At 70.6% G+C, this 17,452-nt stretch carries 16 protein-coding genes, 1 tRNA gene and 1 pseudogene; 8 read left to right on the top strand and 10 right to left on the bottom strand.

Annotation, left to right across the window (positions count from 1 at the left end):
• Positions 1 to 349: 349 nt before the first annotated feature.
• The gene (gene aspS / locus ACEZDG_RS16250) at positions 350 to 1,690 is read right to left on the bottom strand and encodes an aspartate--tRNA(Asn) ligase (protein ID WP_380509235.1); all 1,341 of its coding nucleotides are present in this window, start codon (positions 1,688 to 1,690) and stop codon (positions 350 to 352) included.
• 580 nt (positions 1,691 to 2,270) lie between these two features.
• Positions 2,271 to 3,164, bottom strand: coding sequence for an ATP-grasp domain-containing protein (locus ACEZDG_RS16245; protein WP_380509232.1), 894 nt, complete (start codon positions 3,162 to 3,164; stop codon positions 2,271 to 2,273).
• 148 nt (positions 3,165 to 3,312) lie between these two features.
• Between ACEZDG_RS16245 and ACEZDG_RS16240 the strand changes: the two are divergent.
• Positions 3,313 to 3,626, top strand: a pseudogene (locus tag ACEZDG_RS16240) (tyrosine-type recombinase/integrase); the annotation flags it as partial.
• A 59-nt stretch (positions 3,627 to 3,685) separates the two neighbouring features.
• On the opposite strand, the gene ACEZDG_RS16235 reads toward ACEZDG_RS16240, so the two are convergent.
• From ACEZDG_RS16235 to ACEZDG_RS16225, 3 genes are all read right to left on the bottom strand, one after another.
• Positions 3,686 to 3,759, bottom strand: a tRNA-Pro gene (locus ACEZDG_RS16235).
• Positions 3,760 to 3,837: 78 nt separating this feature from the next.
• Positions 3,838 to 4,821: a zinc-binding dehydrogenase gene (locus tag ACEZDG_RS16230; RefSeq protein ID WP_380509226.1), complete on the bottom strand. Its 984-nt coding sequence runs from the start codon at positions 4,819 to 4,821 to the stop codon at positions 3,838 to 3,840.
• Positions 4,822 to 4,904: 83 nt separating this feature from the next.
• Positions 4,905 to 5,315, bottom strand: coding sequence for a nuclear transport factor 2 family protein (locus ACEZDG_RS16225; RefSeq protein ID WP_380509223.1), 411 nt, complete (start codon positions 5,313 to 5,315; stop codon positions 4,905 to 4,907).
• 175 nt (positions 5,316 to 5,490) lie between these two features.
• On the opposite strand from ACEZDG_RS16225, the gene ACEZDG_RS16220 reads away from it, so the two are divergent.
• A complete protein-coding gene (locus tag ACEZDG_RS16220) occupies positions 5,491 to 6,405 on the top strand; it encodes a LysR family transcriptional regulator (RefSeq protein ID WP_380509220.1) in 915 nt (304 codons plus the stop codon).
• Positions 6,406 to 6,487: 82 nt separating this feature from the next.
• Here the strand turns inward: ACEZDG_RS16220 and ACEZDG_RS16215 are convergent, their stop codons facing one another.
• Complete coding sequence (locus tag ACEZDG_RS16215) at positions 6,488 to 7,429, bottom strand: metallophosphoesterase (protein ID WP_380509217.1); 942 nt, start codon at positions 7,427 to 7,429, stop codon at positions 6,488 to 6,490.
• A gap of 299 nt (positions 7,430 to 7,728) precedes the next feature.
• Here ACEZDG_RS16215 and ACEZDG_RS16210 point away from each other — a divergent pair, with 299 nt between their 5' ends.
• A complete protein-coding gene (locus ACEZDG_RS16210; RefSeq protein ID WP_380509214.1) occupies positions 7,729 to 8,196 on the top strand; it encodes a GatB/YqeY domain-containing protein in 468 nt (155 codons plus the stop codon).
• Positions 8,197 to 8,463: 267 nt separating this feature from the next.
• Here the strand turns inward: ACEZDG_RS16210 and ACEZDG_RS16205 are convergent, their stop codons facing one another.
• Entirely contained in the window at positions 8,464 to 10,671 is a 2,208-nt protein-coding gene (locus tag ACEZDG_RS16205) for a transglycosylase domain-containing protein (protein WP_380509211.1), read from the bottom strand.
• A gap of 448 nt (positions 10,672 to 11,119) precedes the next feature.
• Here ACEZDG_RS16205 and ACEZDG_RS16200 point away from each other — a divergent pair, with 448 nt between their 5' ends.
• A complete protein-coding gene (locus ACEZDG_RS16200; RefSeq protein WP_380509205.1) occupies positions 11,120 to 11,455 on the top strand; it encodes a WhiB family transcriptional regulator in 336 nt (111 codons plus the stop codon).
• A gap of 155 nt (positions 11,456 to 11,610) precedes the next feature.
• Here the strand turns inward: ACEZDG_RS16200 and ACEZDG_RS16195 are convergent, their stop codons facing one another.
• Both ACEZDG_RS16195 and ACEZDG_RS16190 read right to left on the bottom strand, forming a co-directional pair.
• Entirely contained in the window at positions 11,611 to 12,801 is a 1,191-nt protein-coding gene (locus tag ACEZDG_RS16195) for an ArsA family ATPase (protein ID WP_380509202.1), read from the bottom strand.
• A complete protein-coding gene (locus tag ACEZDG_RS16190; protein WP_380509199.1) occupies positions 12,798 to 13,913 on the bottom strand; it encodes an ArsA-related P-loop ATPase in 1,116 nt (371 codons plus the stop codon). The genes ACEZDG_RS16195 and ACEZDG_RS16190 overlap by 4 nt, the downstream gene beginning before the upstream one ends.
• 187 nt (positions 13,914 to 14,100) lie before the next feature.
• Here ACEZDG_RS16190 and ACEZDG_RS16185 point away from each other — a divergent pair, with 187 nt between their 5' ends.
• The 4 genes from ACEZDG_RS16185 (at position 14,101) to ACEZDG_RS16170 (ending at position 16,630) form a co-directional block, all read left to right on the top strand.
• Positions 14,101 to 14,259 carry a DUF4177 domain-containing protein gene (locus ACEZDG_RS16185; protein WP_380509196.1) on the top strand — a complete coding sequence of 53 codons (159 nt, stop codon included), beginning with the start codon at positions 14,101 to 14,103 and terminating at the stop codon, positions 14,257 to 14,259.
• The gene (locus ACEZDG_RS16180) at positions 14,259 to 14,744 is read left to right on the top strand and encodes a RidA family protein (RefSeq protein WP_380509193.1); all 486 of its coding nucleotides are present in this window, start codon (positions 14,259 to 14,261) and stop codon (positions 14,742 to 14,744) included. Before ACEZDG_RS16185 ends, ACEZDG_RS16180 begins: the two co-directional genes overlap by 1 nt.
• A gap of 111 nt (positions 14,745 to 14,855) precedes the next feature.
• A complete protein-coding gene (locus tag ACEZDG_RS16175) occupies positions 14,856 to 15,791 on the top strand; it encodes an NUDIX hydrolase (protein WP_380509191.1) in 936 nt (311 codons plus the stop codon).
• Positions 15,788 to 16,630 carry an MBL fold metallo-hydrolase gene (locus ACEZDG_RS16170; protein ID WP_380509188.1) on the top strand — a complete coding sequence of 281 codons (843 nt, stop codon included), beginning with the start codon at positions 15,788 to 15,790 and terminating at the stop codon, positions 16,628 to 16,630. Before ACEZDG_RS16175 ends, ACEZDG_RS16170 begins: the two co-directional genes overlap by 4 nt.
• An 87-nt stretch (positions 16,631 to 16,717) precedes the next feature.
• On the opposite strand, the gene ACEZDG_RS16165 is transcribed toward ACEZDG_RS16170, so the two are convergent.
• Positions 16,718 to 17,392 (bottom strand): Crp/Fnr family transcriptional regulator, encoded by a 675-nt coding sequence (locus tag ACEZDG_RS16165; protein ID WP_380509185.1) that lies wholly within the window; start codon positions 17,390 to 17,392, stop codon positions 16,718 to 16,720.
• Positions 17,393 to 17,452: the final 60 nt, after the last annotated feature.

The raw sequence follows: 17,452 nt of genomic DNA, 5'->3' as shown, positions 1-17,452 counted from the left end.
CGGTCCACTCCGCTCCGCGTGGACCGCGGCCGCGTGCGGCGACGGCTCTCCCCGAGCCCGGCTCCCCCACAGGAGTCGGGCCGCCGTCACCACACCATGGCGCGCAGTCTCCACGGGCTGGAGACCAGGCGCCGAGGCCGCCTTGGGCCCCGGCGGGCCCGGTTTCCCGTGCCCAGAACCAAGATTCCAAACCCGGCTCTTCGTTCCCTCTTCACCGGCTCTTCCCAGCCCGCAACCGCTCGGTGAGCACCGGTTCGGAGCACTGGTCACAAACAAGAGCAGTGCTCACGCACACCGTGACCGTGATCACCCGTTGCGGTCACGGTCACGGTCACGGTCACGGTCATGGTCACGGCGTGAGGCGGTTGGGCCCGCGGAACAGGAACGTGGCTTCGCGGATCGAGTCCAGTCCGAGCATCACCATCAGCACCCGGCCCAGCCCCATCCCCAGACCACCGTGCGGCGGGCAGCCGTAGCGGAAGCAGTTGAGGTAGTCCTGCAACGCCTGCAGTGACTCGACACCCATGCCCTTCTCCCCGGCCTGCTTGACCAGCACGTCGTACCGGTGCTCGCGCTGGGCCCCGGTGGTGATCTCCAGGCCCTTCCACAGCAGGTCGAAGCTCAGCGTCAGGTCCGGCTGCTCGGTCGAACGCATGTGGTAGAAGGGCCGGATGCCGGCTGGGTAGTGGGTCACGAACACGAACTCGTGCCCGGTCTGCTCCTTGATGTGCGCGGCCAGCGCCCGCTCGCCCTCGGGGTCCAGGTCCGTCTTGGCCTGCTCGGGGTCCCAGCCTTCCGCCCGCAGGACGCATTGGGCCTCGGCCATGGTGATCCGCGGGAACGGCAGCGCCGGGACCACGACCTCCACGCCGAAGTGGCGCAGGATCGCCGCCCCGTGCACCTCGGCCACCCGGGCCAGCGCGTGGGCGAGCAGACGCTCCTCGAAGGACATCACGTCCTCGACACCGTCGATCCAGGCCAGTTCCAGGTCCACGCCGGTGAATTCGGTGGCGTGGCGCGAGGTGAACGAGGGCTCGGCCCGGAAGACCGGCCCGACCTCGAAGACCCGGTCGATGCCGGCGGCGATCGCCATCTGCTTGTAGAACTGCGGCGACTGGGCGAGGTACGCGCTGCGGTCGAAATAGCCCAGCTTGAACACCTCGGCCCCCGACTCCGAGGCGGTGCCCATCAGCTTGGGCGTGTGCATCTCGGTGCAGCCCTCGCGGTAGGCGAACTCCCGCATCGCCTGTTCGGCGGTGGTCTGCACCGCGAACAGCAACTGGGCGGCAGGACGCTTGCGCACGTCCAGGAAACGCCAGTCCAGCCGGTGCTCCAACCCGGTGTGCTCGTCGATGGGCAGCGGCGCCTCGGCCCGGTTGAGGACCTCGACGGACTCCGGGACGATCTCCAGTCCGTCCAGGTTGACCACGGGGTTGTCGACGACGCGGCCGGTGACCCGCACGGCGGACTCGGCGGTGAGTTCCTCGAACTGCTGCTCCAACTCGTCGCCGGAGCCACCGCGCCTGTGGGTGACCTGCGTCAGGCCGGTGTGGTCGCGGACCAGGACGAACTGCATGGTGCGCTGCAGACGGAGGGTGTTGACCCAGCCGCAGACGGAAACGGTTTCTCCCACGTGCTCGCGCAGGTCGGCGACCAGTACGCGCGGTGCGGGGTGGATCTTCTGGATCATCGCAGTCCTCCAACGGACGTCGGCTGATCCCTTGGAAGTGCGGGCGAGAAGGGCAACTCGCGGTGCCACCGCACTTTCGCTGCCGCCCCCGGCGAACCCTTGGCGAGCCAACGGCCAGCCAGCGGCCGGCCAACGGCGGCAGCCTCATTCGGGCCCGATGACGGGGGCAGGCCGGCGGGGCATTTCCTCCCCGCGCTCAGGAGTGTCTTCGCCGCAGGATGCGAGGCCGCCTTTCCAGCTACCGGCAGCTCTCTCCACTCGCACGACCCGCAGCTACTCGTCTCCTTCGTCGCGTTGCCCCGAGGATAGAGCGGCCCGCCGAACACCCGCAACGAGGTATGCGGCGGGTCGCCCAAAGAGCCCCCGACCGGCGGCTGGCCCGCCCGCGGTGGACCACCCGCAGGCCGCCGGGCGCTCTCGACCCCGCGACCCGTCCCCACCCGAACACCCAGCCAGGTTCACCGACACCGGCACCAGCGCGAAGACGCTGCAGCAGTACGCCACAACCCGTGAACTCCCCGCATCGCAGCCAGCCATGCAGCGCGAACAATGCCCCACATCCTGCCTGGTGTCACTTCCCTCAGGTCTGGTTGACCAGGAGCAGCGGTCCAAGCAGCGCGGCCGGGTCGGCGCTACTCGGGAGGTCGCTGACCTGCCCATCACCGACTTCGATGACCCGCCAGGTGCCATCGGTGCGTTGCGCCAGGTCGGTGGTGACGAACCGACACCCCAGCTTCCCCACCAGCGGCCGAATGCGGTCAAGGACGGACCAGGGCTCGCCCCCGACCGCCATCTGCACGTCAGGGGTGTCCGGGTGAGCAGTAGTCAGCACCGCCTCGCCGTCGAGCCACCAAACCCGGGCCTCGCCCACATCCCGCTGCAGTTCCTCGAATGCACGCAGAACGATTCCGCCCGCCAACGCATCGTCCTGGAGCTCAACGAACCGTGACACCACCCGATGGACGGCCGAGATATCGGCGAGGTCGGGCAGGTAGCAGGCCTGGTCCCACTCATGCTTGCGGGATTTGACGAAGTCCTTGACGATCCCCGCCCCAACTGGGAGCTCCGACACAGCCCGTGCCAGCACGTCCGCCCCCGGCGCCTGCAGCGGACGGCAGGTCATCCACACGCTCGCCGGCGTTTCCCCGGCGAAGACGCCGTACCAGCCGGGGAGTTCATGTGCTGCCCGATACTGATCCGGCGCGGTGAGCAGCCGAACGCCACGTTCGGCCAGGGCGGCGTCCAACTCCGCGTAGGCGGTGGCGGGGATCATCCAGCCGCGGTACCAGACCGCCCCAAGACCCCGTGGAACACGTCGCACCGCCTCGTCGCCACGTCCCGCCAGCAGGGCGTCATGGTCCAGCAACACCACCCGCGCCCCGGCCTGACGCGCAGCGTCCGCCTGCGCGGCGAAGTACGGATCGCAGCGAGCCGGCCGCAGAGGATCGCCGCACAGCAGCAGGGAACTGTTCACCGTCCCACCGTAGGCGCTGACCAACTGTCGGAGCCGAGATTATCCGCGCCGCAGGAGAACAGCCTCCCAGCCGCCGAGCCAGTCCAGGTACCAGGTCAGGAAACCAGGAGCCGCGTGGCTGATGCCGCCGTCCGAGCCACGCTCGTCGAACCAGACCTGGCCACGGCAGGCCCACAATCTCGTCTTCCACTCCGACGTCGGCACCGAGTTGGACCCCTCCCACGTACGGCGGGCGTTTCGCGCGGCCCTTGCGAGGGCGGAGGGCGTGACGGCTGCCGAATGGATTCCGCGGGAGCTCCGCCACAGCTTCGTGTCGCTGCTGTCGGATCAGGGGGTGCCGCTGGAGGAGATCTCGCGGTTGGTCGGGCCACGGAGGAGGTCTACCGGAAGCAGATCCGGCCGGTGATCCAGACCGGGGCGGTCGTGATGGACGAGCTCTTCAAGAGCGATCCAAAACCGTAGTCACGCAGATAAACACTCAGGGCCCCTGTCGATGATCTCGACAGGGGCCCTGACCTGGGTCGGGGTGGCGGGATTTGAACCCACGGCCTCTTCGTCCCGAACGAAGCGCGCTACCAAGCTGCGCCACACCCCGGTGCAACGAGGATTACTCTAGCGGACGCTGGCCGTGGGACGAAATCCGGTTTTGCGACGGGGTCGGCGGCGGTGCAGGTCAGGAGGTGATCAGGACGGCGTTGCCGCGGATGCGGCGGGCGCGGAGGTCGGTGATGGCTTCGGCGGTGCGGGACCAGTCGTGGCGGATGCCGATCTCCGGGTGGAGCCGGCCGGTGGCGACGAGGCGGACCAGGACGGCGAGGTCGTCGCCGTAGCCGCAGCCGATGCGGTTGCCGCGGTTGCCGAGGTCGGCGCTGCTGCCGCGGTCGCTGCCGTGGCTGGGGGCACTGCGGGTGTAGTCGAAGTGGCGGATGGAGCCGCCGACGCCGGCCTTGAAGAAGTCGAAGAAGTTGAGGGTGACCGGGGCCCGGCTGGCCTGGCCGAACCAGATCAGCAGGCCCTCGGGGGCGAGGCGGGCCAGGGCCGCGGGCAGTGAGGTCCCGCCGACGGATTCCAGGACGAGGTCGAAGGGGCCTTCTGCCTTCTCCACGTCCGGGACGACCTCGGTCGCGCCCAGGTCGAGGAGGCGGCGTCCGCGTTCCTCGCCGGCGCTCACGGCTGTGATCCGGGCACCGATGCCGGAGGCCAGTTCGGTGAAGTAGTGCCCGACGCCGCCGCTGGCCCCGGTCAGCAGGATCCTGCGGCCGGCGATGGGCCCGGCCGCGCGGAGCAGGCGCAGGGCGGTGAGGCCGGCCAGCGGGAGGGCGGCGGCGGTGGTGGTGTCGACGCGGTCGGGCAGGACCGCCAGGTCCCGGGTGGGGACGGCGGCCCGCTGGGCCCAGCCGCGGGCCGGCGGGTGGCCGACCACGCGGGTGCCCCGGGCGGGGCCGCTGCCGTCGGCGGCGGGTCGCAGGACCGTACCGGCCACGTCCTTGCCCGGCAGCCAGCGGCGCAGCGGGTCTTCGAGGCGGAAGGTTTCGCCGCGGTTCACCGAGTACGCCTCGACTGTGATCACCGCCTCGTCCTCGCGCGGTTCCGGTTCCTCGGCTTCGCCGAATTCGACGGCGCGGGAAATGTCGCCGGTGGGAAGCATGGCCTTCATGGTGAATTCCTCCGGGAGGTGCCGTATCGGAGTGCTGAGTGCACGGGGAACAGGGAATGGGGAACGGAGAATGGGGAATCCGGTCAGGCGGCGGTGAAGAGCGTCCGGCGGGCGTGCTCGGTGTCGAAGTACTCGCGGACCGCGGTGATCAGGCCGTCGCGGACGGTGAAGACGGCTAGGCAGTGCTGGTCGTACACGCCGCCGCCGTGCACCTCGGCCTTGGAGGTCCACTCCAGGGTGATCTTCTCCCCCTCGCCGAACAGGTCGAGTACGGCCAGGTCCAGGGTGTCCGTGCGGAGTCGGCTGAACGCCAGCCCGAGGAAGTCCTCGAAGATCCCCTTGTGTCCGTGCCAGGTCCCCGACATGGGGAGGTCGCCGATGAGGGTCCAGGTCGCGTCCTCGGCGAAGAAGCTGCCGAGCGGTGCCCCGTCCTTCGCGGTGAGGGCGGCCACATAGTTCCTGACAACGTCCTTGCTGGTTTCCGTGGAATTCATTTTCAGCCTCCTGGGTGATGCCGCGATTTGTCCCGGGTTTCGCCCGGGTTTCGCCTGGCGTTTCGTTCTGCGGTTCATCTGGATAAAACGTACCGAGCGCACCGGGGCGAAGGGAAAGACTTGTTTTCCATCGGTCCATGCCGACACGGCATGACCGCGCGCCTAGGATGGGGCCATGTCCGAACTGCGTCGCTTGCGTTACTTCCTCGCCGTGGCCGAGGAGCGGAACTTCACCCGCGCCGCCGAGCGCCTGCATATCGCGCAGCCTGCGCTCAGCCGCCAAGTGCGGGAGCTGGAGCGTGAGTTGGGGGTGGAGCTGCTCAGCCGCACCACCCACAAGGTGGAGCCCACCGAGGCGGGCCGAATGCTGCTCGAACGCGGTCCCGGCCTGCTGGACGCGGCGGAGAGCCTGTGGCGCGGGGTGCGGGCCTTCGCGGACGGGCGGCTCGGCAGCGTCAACCTCGGCTACGGCATGAGCGCCGGCTACGACACCGCCCCGCAGCTGCTGCTGGCGATGAGCGAGGAGGCGCCCGGCATCGAGGTGTCCGCACGGGTGATGGTCTTCGCCGACATCGTGGACGGGGTCGCCGCGGGCACGCTGGACGTCGGCCTGGTGCGCTGCGCGCCGCCGCAGCCGGACCTGGTGCTGACCCTGCTGCGGCTCGAACGGCAGGGCGTCGTCGTCGGCCGGGACCACCCACTGGCGGCGGACGGCGCGGAGTCGGTCGACCCCGCCGACCTGCACGGCGTGAAGCTGCTGCTGCATGCCCGCACCCACAACCCGGGGCACTACGACCAGGTGATGGAGATCTGCGACCAGGCCGGGGCGAAGCCCGAGGTGCTGGTCCGCGGCCTGGACTTCGACGCCTCGTACACCCCGGTCGCCTCCGGTGCGGCGGTGACCATAGTCGGTGAGTCGGGCCGGGTCGGCCTTCCGGCCGGTCTGGTCTGGCTGCCGCTCGACCCCGCCTCCGCGGTGGAGATCCAGCTGGTCACCCGCGGCCAGAACCGGTCACCGGTGGTCGAGCGGCTGCTGAAGGTCGCCGGCGAGACCTCGCGGCAGCAGGGGTGGCTCAGGCCGCCGGGGTAGCCGGAGGCCCGCCCGGGCACCGGGCATCAGGTGACACACCGGGCATCAGGTGACAGGTGACAGGGGCGTCGGGAGGCGGGGCTCAGACCGCCGGGGTGAGGGTGAGCAGGGTGGCCTCGGGGGGGCAGGCGAAGCGGACCGGGGTGTAGCGGTTGGTGCCGCAGCCTGCCGAGACGTGCAGGTACGAGTGGTTGCCGCCCGCGGCGTGGCGTGACAGCCCCCGGCAGCGCTTGCGGTCCAGGTCGCAGTTGGTCACCAGTGCGCCGTAGAGCGGCACCCGCAGCTGGCCGCCGTGGGTGTGCCCGGCGAGGGTCAGCGGGTAGCCGTCGGCGGTGAACTCGTCCAGCGCCCGCAGGTACGGGGCGTGCACGACGCCGATGGAGAGGTCGGCCTCGGCGGACGGCCCCCCGGCGACCTGGGCGTAGCGGTCGCGCCGGATGTGCGGGTCGTCCAGGCCGGTGAACTCCAGGTCCAGACCCTCGACCTTGAGCCGCCCCCTGGTATTGGTGAGGTTCAGCCAGCCCGCCCGGTCGAAGCCGTCCCGCAGGTCCTCCCACGGATTGTGTATGGCGCCGACCACCCCGCGCCGGGGGGTGCCGTCCGCGCTGTTCAGTCCGTGGTTGCCGGAGAACATCGCGCCCAGGTAGCGGGTCGGGCTCTTCGGCACCGGGCCGTAGTAGTCGTTGGAGCCGAAGACGTACACGCCCGGGAACTCCATCAGCGGGCCCAGGGCGTCCAGAACGGCGGGGATGGCCTCCGGGTCGGAGAGGTTGTCGCCGGTGTTGACGACGAAGTCGGGCTTGAGCCCGGCCAGGTCGCGCAGCCAGCGCTGCTTCTTGCCCTGGCCGTTGACCATATGAATGTCCGACAGCTGCAGCACTCGCAGCGGGCTCGCTCCGGCGGGCAGCACCGGCACGGTCACTCGGCGCAGTCGAAAGGACCGCACCTCGTATCCGGCCGAGTAGGCCACGCAGGCGGCTCCGGTGGCGGCGATTCCCAGGGGTACGGCGTAGAGCGGTCGCATCCCCCCATGGTGGCAGAACGGGTGTCCGGTGGTTGAACCGGGAGTTGATCGGGAGCGAAGTCGAAGCCGGGGGAGGAGCCGATGTCGGCCCTGTGGCGGCCCTGCGCCGGCCCTGCGCCGGCCCTGCGCCGGCCCTGCGCCGGCCCTGCGGCGGCCCTGCGGCGGTCCCAGGGCGGTCCGGTGGCGCCCAGGTGTCGCTGCGGTGCTGGCTCGACTGCCGGCTCGACGGCGCTCCGGCTGGAAGCTGACCGGTGGTTAATGGGCGGCGACCGTCTGTCCGGGGTGCGAGACTTGGACCCATGACCACGACGCTCAAGAAGCAGCTGCAGGAGGACCTGACGGCCTCGATCAGGGCCAGGGACGAGCTGCGGTCCGGCACGATCCGGCTCACCCTCTCCGCCATCACCAACGAGGAGGTGGCCGGCAAGGTGGCCCGTGAGCTCTCCGACGAGGAGGTGCTCAAGGTGATCACCCGGGAGGCGAAGAAGCGCCGCGAGGCCGCCGAGGCGTTCGAGGCCGGCGGTCGGGCGGAGTCGGCGGCGCGGGAGCGGGCCGAGGGTGAACTGCTGGCTGCGTACCTGCCGAAGCAGCTGACGGACGACGAGCTGACGGCGATCGTCGCCGATGCCGTCGCCGAGGCGAAGGCATCCGGGGCCGAGGGGCCGCGGGCGATGGGCGCGGTGATGAAGCTGGTGAACCCGAAGGTGAATGGGCTCGCCGAGGGCGGCCGGGTCGCGGCGGCGGTGAAGCAGGCCCTGGCCGGCTGATCGGCGGGCGGCGGCAGCCGCTGAGCGCCCTGCCGCGCGGTACGGCGGCGGTCCGGACCTCCTGGTCCAGCCCACAGCCCAGCCCGGCCCAGCTCAGCGCTGTGCGGCTGTGCACAGCGGCCCGGCAATCACGTAGCACCACGCGGTACCGCGCAACACCAAGCTGCGGTATGGCGAGAATGCCCGAGGGGCGCCCGGAGTGGATCCGGGCGCCCCTCGGGCGTTGCCCTTGCTTGTGTGCCGCTGTTCTGTTGTCGCGGACGGGCGCTAGTGGCCGCCGGGCTGGACGCCCCCGGCCCCGCCCCCGATCAGGCCGCCTATGACACCGCCGTTCCCACCCGTGTTTCCGCCGGTCGTGGCGCCTGCGACGGTGCCGCCGTTGTTGCCGGCCGTCGTCCCCGCCGTGGTGCCGCCGTTCTTGCCCTTGTCCTTGCCCTTGTCCGCGCTGGTCTGGACCGGTGCGGGCAGCGGGACGAGGTTGAAGTTGGCGAAGGGCACGCCCTTGAGCGCGGCGTTCATCGCGTCGTGCCAGATCGGACCGGCCGTTCCACCGCCGGAGGCGTAGCCGGTGTAGACACCGCCGATGGTCCGGTTGGAGAGGTTGATGTCGCCCGCGGTACCGGAGACCACCGTGGCACCGGCCATCTGCGGGGTGAACCCGACGAACCAGACCTGGTAGTGGTTGTCGGTGGTACCGGTCTTGCCGGCGCTGGGACGGCCGTTGGCGAACGCGGCCGGTGCGCCGGTGCCGTCCTGGACCACGCCGTTCAGCATGGTGGTGATGGAGTCGGCGGTGGTCTGCGACATCACCGAGTGGCAGTTCGCGGAGGGGACCGGCAGGCTCTTGTTGTCCGCCGTGGTGACCGAGGTGACCGCGGTGGGCGAGCAGTAGGTGCCGCGGGCCGCGAAGGTGGCGTAGACGTTCGCCATCTGCAGCGGGGTGAGGTTGTTGACCCCGAGGGTGAGCGACTGCACCTGGTGGAGCGGCTCGAGCTTGGTGGTGCTGCCCGCAACGAGGCGGGCCGTGGAGCCGAGGCCGAGCTTGCCCGCCATCTTGACCACGTTGCAGAGGCCGACCTTCGCCTCCAGCGGGACGAAGTAGGTGTTCACCGACTGGGCCATGGCCTTCGGCATGCTGAACGGGCCGACCAGTGAGTGCGAGTCGTTGGTGTCCGGCGGATCGCTCGACTCTGCGTGGTACTTGTCCTGGCAGTCCGTCATCGCGGGGTAGGGCTCGGAGTACTTCGACGGGAACACCGTGTCCATGCCGTAGCCGTTCTCCAGCGCGGCTGCCGCTGTGACCGGCTTGAACGTCGAGCCGGTCGGGAATCCGCCGCCGCCGCCCATGGACTGGTCCACGTTGTAGTTCAGCGTGGTCACACTCGCCGAGGCGCCGGTGCCGTAGTTGCGGCTCTGGCCCATGGCGAGGATCTTGCCGGTGCCGGGCTGGATGATGGTCATCGCCGTGGCGGCCTTGTCCGAGCTGTACACGTGCTTGTGGACCGACTTCTCCACGGCGGTCTGCGCCTTGGGGTCGATCGTGGTGTGGATCTGCAGGCCGCCCTTGTCCCACAGGGCCTTCCGCGCCTGCGCGGTCGCCCCGAAGGCCGGGTTGTTGAGGAAGATGTGCTGCACGTAGTCGCAGAAGAACTGCTGCCCGTTGCCCGCGGTGATGCAGCCCTCATTGGGCTTGCTCACCTTCAGGCCGAGCGGGGTGGCCTTGGCCGCGGTGGCCTGGGCCTGGGTGATCGCGCCGTAGGTGGCCATCGCCGTCAGCACCTCGTCGCGGCGGGTCTTGGCCGCGACCGGGTGCTCGGTGGGGTCGTAGCGGGTCGGCGACTGGACCAGGCCGGCCAGCAGCGCCGCCTGGGTGACGCTCAGCTGGCTCGCGTGGACGCTGAAGTAGCGCTCGGCGGCGGCCTCGACCCCGTAGGCCTGCTGGCCGAAGAAGGTGATGTTGAGGTAGTCCGCGAGTATCTGCTGCTTGCTGAGGGTTTCCTCGAGCTTGATCGCGACCTTCAGCTCCTGGATCTTGCGACCCACGGTCTGCGCCTGGGCCTGCCGCACCGCGCTGATGTTGTCGCCGGCCAGTTCGACGTTCTCGTTCTTGACCAGCTGCTGGGTCAGCGTGGATCCGCCCTGGGAGGAGCCGTCGCTGGCATTGCTGGTCAGCGCACGCAAGGTGCCCTTGAGGTCGATCGCACCGTGCTGGTAGAAGCGGTTGTCCTCGATGTCGATCAGCGCGCTCTGCATGATCGGGGCGATCTTGCTCAGCGGGACGACGGTGCGGTTGCGCGAGTAGACCTTCGCGATGATGCCGCCGTTGGCGTCGTAGATGGTCGACGCCTGCGAGAGCACGGGCGCGGTGAAGTCGTCCGTGACGCCGTTGAAGGAGTCGGTCGCCGACTTCGCGCTGAATCCCAGCGCGCCGACGGCCGGGAGCGCGAGTCCGGCGACGAGGGTGCCGGCCAGCACACTCGCACCGATCAGGCGGGCACCAAGGCCGACTTTGTGAAGGGGGGATCCAGAGCGGTTCACTGCCATGGGCAGAACCTTACGTGGCGGTTAGCCGGACAGGCGGGCATCTGTTCGCCTACTCTTGTCACAAGCTTGCGACAAGTTGCTGTGCACGCTCCGACGTCACTCTTGTGGGTGATGAGATCTGTCCGGATCGTGGTCATATGCCAGGAACTAAAGCCAGTGGGAAGGATTGCACAGGTTCCCGAAGCCTGTCAGGCCTTCTTACCTGCGATCACTCCAGTGGGTGATCTACCCCGCACGCATAGTCCAAATGGGTCATACAGGATTGGGCCGCAAGGGGCTGTTGCAACCTTCTCTTCTTCCGTAACGTCCTCAACTGGCAACAGCGAATATGCCGTTGCCGCCGTGGGGGAGCCTCGATTCGGGAGAGGACGGCACCAGCATGGGCTGGGTTGACGACTGGAGCGCGCAGGCAGCCTGCCGCACCAGTGATCCGGACGAACTGTTCGTTCAGGGGGCGGCGCAGAACCGCGCCAAGGCGGTGTGCACCGGTTGCCCGGTGCGGACGGAATGCCTGGCGGACGCCCTCGACAATCGCGTCGAGTTCGGCGTGTGGGGGGGAATGACGGAGCGCGAGCGCAGGGCGCTGCTGCGCCGACGACCGACGGTGATCTCCTGGCGGAAGCTGCTGGAGACCGCTCGTACCGAGTACGAGCAGACCTTCTCGATCGGTGACATCGGTGACATCGGCGATGCGGACTATGCCGAGGCCGGCTGACGGTCGGTCCTGCGTGCGTGCGCCAAGCCGCGCACGCACTCGTGCACATGTTTGTCTCGCGAGATCCGGCCGCCGGTGGGTCAGCCACGGCCGGACCCGCGGGTCGCCTTCAGCCTGCCCTCTCCCACACCCCAACCCCTACGCGTGCCCGCGTGTCAGCCTGCGGCGAGCCGCTCGCCGATCTCCCGTAGCCCCTCCAGGTCGTGCACGTCCCCGGCCAGGGCGGCGACCTCCACCACCGGTACGTCCGGATAGACCGAGACGAACCGGTCCCGCATCCGGCGCTCATGCGTGATCGTCCGCACCCGGTCCGCGTGCAGCCGCAGCAGTCCGGCGGCCAGGACCTCGGTCTCGGGCGGCAGTACGACCTCGCTGCCCTCGGGGGCGTCGCTGTCGAGGCCCTCCAGGGTCTCCGCCGCTGCCAGCGCCCGCTCCGCGGTCAGCTGTGGCGCGCCGGTACGGTGCACCCGGTTCAGTACCAGGCCGGCCAGCGGCATCCGGTCGGTCTCCAGCCGGTCGACGAAGTACGCCGCCTCCCGCAGCGCGTCCCGTTCCGGCGCGGCCACCACCAGGAACGCCGTCCCCTCCGCCTGCAGCAACTGGTACGTACGGTCCGCGCGCTCGCGGAAGCCGCCGAACATGGAGTCCATCGCGGCCACGAAGGTCGACACGTCCTGCAGCACATTGGCGCCCAGCACCTTGCCGAGCACCCCGGTGAACATGTTCATCCCCACATTGAGGAACTTCATCGCGCTGCGTCCGCCGACCTTGGCGGGGGCCATCAGTATCCGGATCAGCTTGCCGTCCAGGAAGGAGCCGAGCCGGTTCGGGGCGTCCAGGAAGTCCAGCGCGGAGCGGCTCGGCGGGGTGTCCACGATGATCAGGTCCCAGGTCCCGGCGGCCTGGAGCTGGCCCAGCTTCTCCATCGCCATGTACTCCTGGGTGCCGGCGAAACCGGAGGAGAGTGACTGGTAGAAGGGGTTCTCCATGATCTGCCGGGCCCGCTCGGGGTCCGCGTGGGCGAGCACGACCTCGTCGAAGGTCCGCTTCATGTCCAGCATCATCGCCTGGAGTTCTCCGGGGCCGCCGACGCCCTTGACCACCCGGGGGGTGTTGTCCAGCTCGGTCAGGCCCATCGACTGGGCCAGCCGCCGGGCCGGGTCGATGGTCAGCACGACGACCTTGCGGCCCCGCTCCGCAGCCCGCAGGCCCAGCGCCGCGGCGGTGGTGGTCTTGCCCACGCCGCCGGAGCCGCAGCAGACCACGATCGCGGTCGCCGGGTCGTCGATCAGCGCGTCCACATCCAGACGCAGGCCCGCCAGCGGGTCCTTCGACGCGGTGTTCATGCCGCCCCCTCCTCCTTCAGCGCTGCCGCGAGGCGGTAGAGGCCGCCCAGGTCAACCCCACCGCTCAGCAGCGGCAGCTCGTACGTCGGAAGCTTCAGGGCCTGGACGTCCGCGCGCTGGGCGCGCTCCAGTTGGACCCGGGCCGCGTGCTCCCGCCCCTGCGCCAGCAGCGGTTCGACCAGCTTCCTGGTCGCGGCCGGCACCGCGGCCCTGCCCGAGCCGGAGCCGGAGCCCGAGCCGGAGCCGGAGCCCGAGCCGGAACCCGACCCCGTCCTGGCGGCGCCGCCGCGGGCCCGGGCGCCGACACCGGCGTCGGCCAGGGCCGCCGCCAGCTCGTCCCGGTGGTCACCGTCGGCGGCGAGTATCGCGGCCTCGTCCAGCAGCGGCGGCCGGACCATGTTGACGATCACTCCGCCGACCGGCAGCCCGGCCTTGCGCAGTTCGGCCACGCCGTCCACGGTCTCCTGGACCGGCATCTCCTCCAGCAGGGTCACCAGGTGCACGGCGGTCTCCGGGGACCGGATCACCCGCATCACCGCCTGCGACTGGGTGAAGACCGGGCCGAACCTGGCCAGCCCGGCGACCTCGGTGTTGATGTTGAGGAAGCGGCTCACCCGGCCGGTCGGCGGCGCGTCCATCACCACCGCGTCGTACACCCGCCGCCCGTCCGGGCCCTTGCGGCGGACGGCCTCGCAGGCCTTGCCGGTGAGCAGCACATCGCGCAGACCGGGGGCGATGGTGGTGGCGAAGTCGATGAAGCCGACCTTGCGCAGGGCCTTTCCGGCGCGCCCGAGCTTGTAGAACATCTCCAGGTACTCCAGCAGGGCCTGCTCGATGTCGATGGCCAGGGCGAAGACCTCACCCTCGGCTGCCCCCTTGCCGCCCCGGCGGCCCAGGGCACCCGGGCCCACGCTGGCGACCTTGCGCTCCTCGTAGGGCAGCGCGGAGATGCCGAAGAGCTCGGCGATGCCCTGCCGCTCCTCGACCTCGATCAGCAGCGTCCTCCGGCCCTCGGCGGCCAGGGCCATCGCCAGCGCGGCGGCCACGGTGGTCTTCCCGGTACCGCCCTTGCCGCTGACGACATGCAGTCGCACGCCCTCCCAGTCCGGCATTGCGTCGTCTCCGTCCCATGGCTTGGAGTACTCCTACCCGGCCACTACCGACTGTGCCCTTGCGGCGAGCGTAACCAGGACCCGTGCCCGCCGTCGGGAGTCGCCTTGCCGGGGTGAGCGGTTTGCACCTCTTTGTGTCACAGATCACAGGTGGGTCGGCATCCCGACGAACCGTTAGAGTCCCCTCATGACCAAGTGGGAATACGTGACGGTGCCGCTGCTGGTGCACGCGACGAAGCAGATTCTGGACAACTGGGGCGAGGACGGCTGGGAGCTTGTCCAGGTTGTTCCCGGACCGAACAATCCGGAGCAGCTTGTCGCCTACATGAAGCGGGCGAAGTCCTGATGGGTGATTCGAACGGCCTCGGCGCGGTGGAGTCCAAGCTCGCGGAAATGGGTCTGACCCTGCCCGAGGTGGTGCCGCCGCTGGCGAGCTATGTCCCGGCCGTGCGCACCGGGGAGTACGTCTTCACCTCCGGCCAGCTGCCGATGGTCGGCGGGAAGCTGGCGCTGACCGGCAAGGTCGGCGCCGAGGTCACCGCCGAGGAGGCCAAGGAGCAGGCGCGGATCTGCGCGCTGAACGCCCTGGCCGCGGTGAAGTCCGTGATCGGCGACCTGGACCGGATCGAGCAGGTCGTCAAGGTGGTCGGCTTTGTCGCTTCCGCCTCCGACTTCACCGGTCAGCCCGGTGTGGTCAACGGCGCCAGCGAGCTGCTGGGCGAGGTCCTCGGCGCGGCCGGGGTGCACGCCCGCAGCGCGGTCGGCGTCGCGGTGCTGCCGCTGGACGCGCCGGTCGAGGTGGAGATCCAGGTCCGGGTCGCCGCCGAGTAGTGCCGACAGCGCCTATCGGCCGAGCGATCGGCCGGGCGAAGGGACGGGTCGGCCGCTGTTCCGCGGCAGTGACCCGTCCCATTGTCGTTTCCGTCCCCGTACGATCCGCTCATGACTCTCCCTCCGTCCTGGGCCGAGCGCATTGCCGCGCTGGGTCGCGGCGAGCTGACACCGCCCCCGCCCCGGCTGGCCGCGACGGTGGTCCTGCTGCGGGAAGCCCCGCCGTCCGAGGTGCCGGTCGCGCCGACCGAGGCGTATCTGCTGCGGCGCCGGGCCTCGATGGCCTTCGCCGGCGGGATGTACGCGTTCCCCGGCGGCGGGGTGGACCCGCGCGACGGCACGGCCGCCATCGGCTGGGCCGGCCCCAGCGCGGAGGAGTGGGCGGAACGGCTCGGCTGTCCGCCGGAGACGGCACGGGCCGTGGTCTGCGCGGCGGTCCGGGAGACCTTCGAGGAGTCCGGGGTGCTGCTGGCCGGCGCCGACGCGGACTCGGTGGTCGCCGACGTCAGCGGTGAGCAGTGGCGCGCGGACCGGGCGGCCCTGGAGGCGCACGAGCTGTCCTTCGCCGAGTTCCTGACCCGGCGCGGTCTGCTGCTGCGCAGCGACCTGCTGGGAGGCTGGGCCCGCTGGATCACCCCGGAGTTCGAGGACCGCCGCTACGACACCTGGTTCTTCGTCGCGGCCGTGCCGCAGGGCCAGCGGACGGCTGAGGTGCCGGGGGAGGCCGACCGGGTGGAGTGGCTGGCCCCGGCCGAGGCGGTGGCCCGGGCCGAGGCGGGCGAGTACCTGATGCTGCCGCCGACCGTGACGACCCTGCGCGAACTGGCCCGCTGCATCGGCGCGGACGGCGCGGACGAGGCTGTCAGCGCCGACGACGGCAGGGGTGACAGCAAGGGCGACGGCGCGGGGCCGGCGCGGGTGCTGGCGGCGGCCGGCGGGCGTTCGCTCGGACCGATCATGGCCCGGGCCGAGACCCGGGCCGACGGCAGGGTCTCGGTCAGCTGGGACGGTTATCCGGAACTGACCATGGGGAGCACCGAACGATGAGTGACATCGCAGGCCAGGCCACCGAGCGGGCGTTCTGCGTGCTCGCCCCCAACGCCTCGCCGATGACCCTGGACGGAACCAACACCTGGATCCTGGCCGAGCCGGGCTCCGACCTCGCCGTCGTGGTCGACCCGGGTCCGTTGGACGAGGGCCATCTCCGGGCCGTGCTCGACCAGGTCGAGCGCACCGGCCGCCGGGTCGCCGCGACCCTGCTGACCCACGGCCACCCGGACCACGCCGAGGGCGCGGCCCGTTTCGCCGAGCTGACCGGCACCGGGGTACGCGCGCTCGACCCGGCGCTGCGGCTGGGCGACGAGGGGCTGCGGGACGGGCAGGTGCTGGAGATCGGCGGCCTGGAGCTGCGGGTCATCGGCACCCCGGGCCACACCAGCGACTCGCTGTGCTTCCAGCTGACCGCCGACGCCGCGCTGCTGACCGGCGACACGGTGCTGGGTCGCGGCACCACCGTGGTCGCCCACCCGGACGGACGGCTCGGCGACTACCTGGACTCGCTGCGCCGGCTGCGCACCCTCGCCGCACTGGAGGCCCAGCAGGCACAGCAGACCCAGCAGGCGCAGCACCTGGCCGAGCACGGAGTCAGGACCGTGCTGCCGGGGCACGGCCCGGTGCTGGACGACGCGCTGGGGACGATCGAGTTCTACCTGGCGCACCGGGCCAACCGGCTGGCCCAGGTGGAGACGGCGGTGGAGAACGGGTTCCGCACCTCGGCCGAGGTGGTGGCCCGGGTCTACGCGGACGTGGACCCGGCGCTGTGGCCTGCGGCGGAGTGGTCGGTACGGGCCCAGCTCGAATACCTGCGCGAGCACGGACTCATCTGATCATCCCCATCAACACCAAAGGGTGAGGGGTACGGCCGTCCGGCCGTACCCCTCACCCTCTTGTTCCGGTCACCACCGCGGCGCGGGTCAGCGCGAGCGCCGGGCCAGCCGTTCGACGTCCAGCAGGATCACCGCGCGGGCTTCGAGACGGAGCCAGCCGCGTCCGGCGAAGTCCGCGAGCGCCTTGTTGACGGTCTCCCGGGAGGCGCCGACCAGTTGCGCCAGTTCCTCCTGGGTGAGGTCGTGGACCACGTGGATGCCCTCGTCCGAGGGCACGCCGAAGCGCCGGGACAGGTCGAGCAGGGCCTTGGCGACCCGCCCGGGGACGTCCGAGAAGACCAGGTCCGACATCACGTCATTGGTCCGGCGCAGGCGCCGGGCGATGGCCCGGAGCAGCGCGATGGCCACCTCGGGGCGGGTCTGCAGCCAGGGCTGCAGGTCGCCGTGGCCCAGGCCCAGCAGCTTGACCTCGGTCAGCGCCGAGGCCGTGGCCGTGCGCGGTCCGGGGTCGAACAGCGACAGCTCGCCGATCATCTCGCTGGGGCCGACCACCGCCAGCATGTTCTCCCGGCCGTCGGCAGAGGTGCGATGCAGCTTCACCTTGCCCTCGACGATGACGTACAGCCGGTCGCCCGGGTCGCCCTCGTGGAACAGGGACTCCCCGCGTGCGAGCGTGGTCTCCGTCATCGAGGCGCGCAGTTCGGCGGCCTGCTCGTCGTCCAGGGCAGTGAAGAGCGGGGCGCGCCGCAGAACGTCGTCCACTCGGTCCTCCTTGTCGGCCGTGCAGGCTTGAGGTGCGATCCCCATCATGCCCGACCGGGA

The sequence above is a fragment of the Streptacidiphilus alkalitolerans genome (assembly GCF_042511045.1).
In the GTDB taxonomy this organism is placed as follows: Bacteria; Actinomycetota; Actinomycetes; order Streptomycetales; family Streptomycetaceae; genus Streptacidiphilus; species Streptacidiphilus alkalitolerans.
Note: the sequence above shows the minus strand (reverse complement) of the source record. Positions and strands in the feature narration are given on the sequence as shown.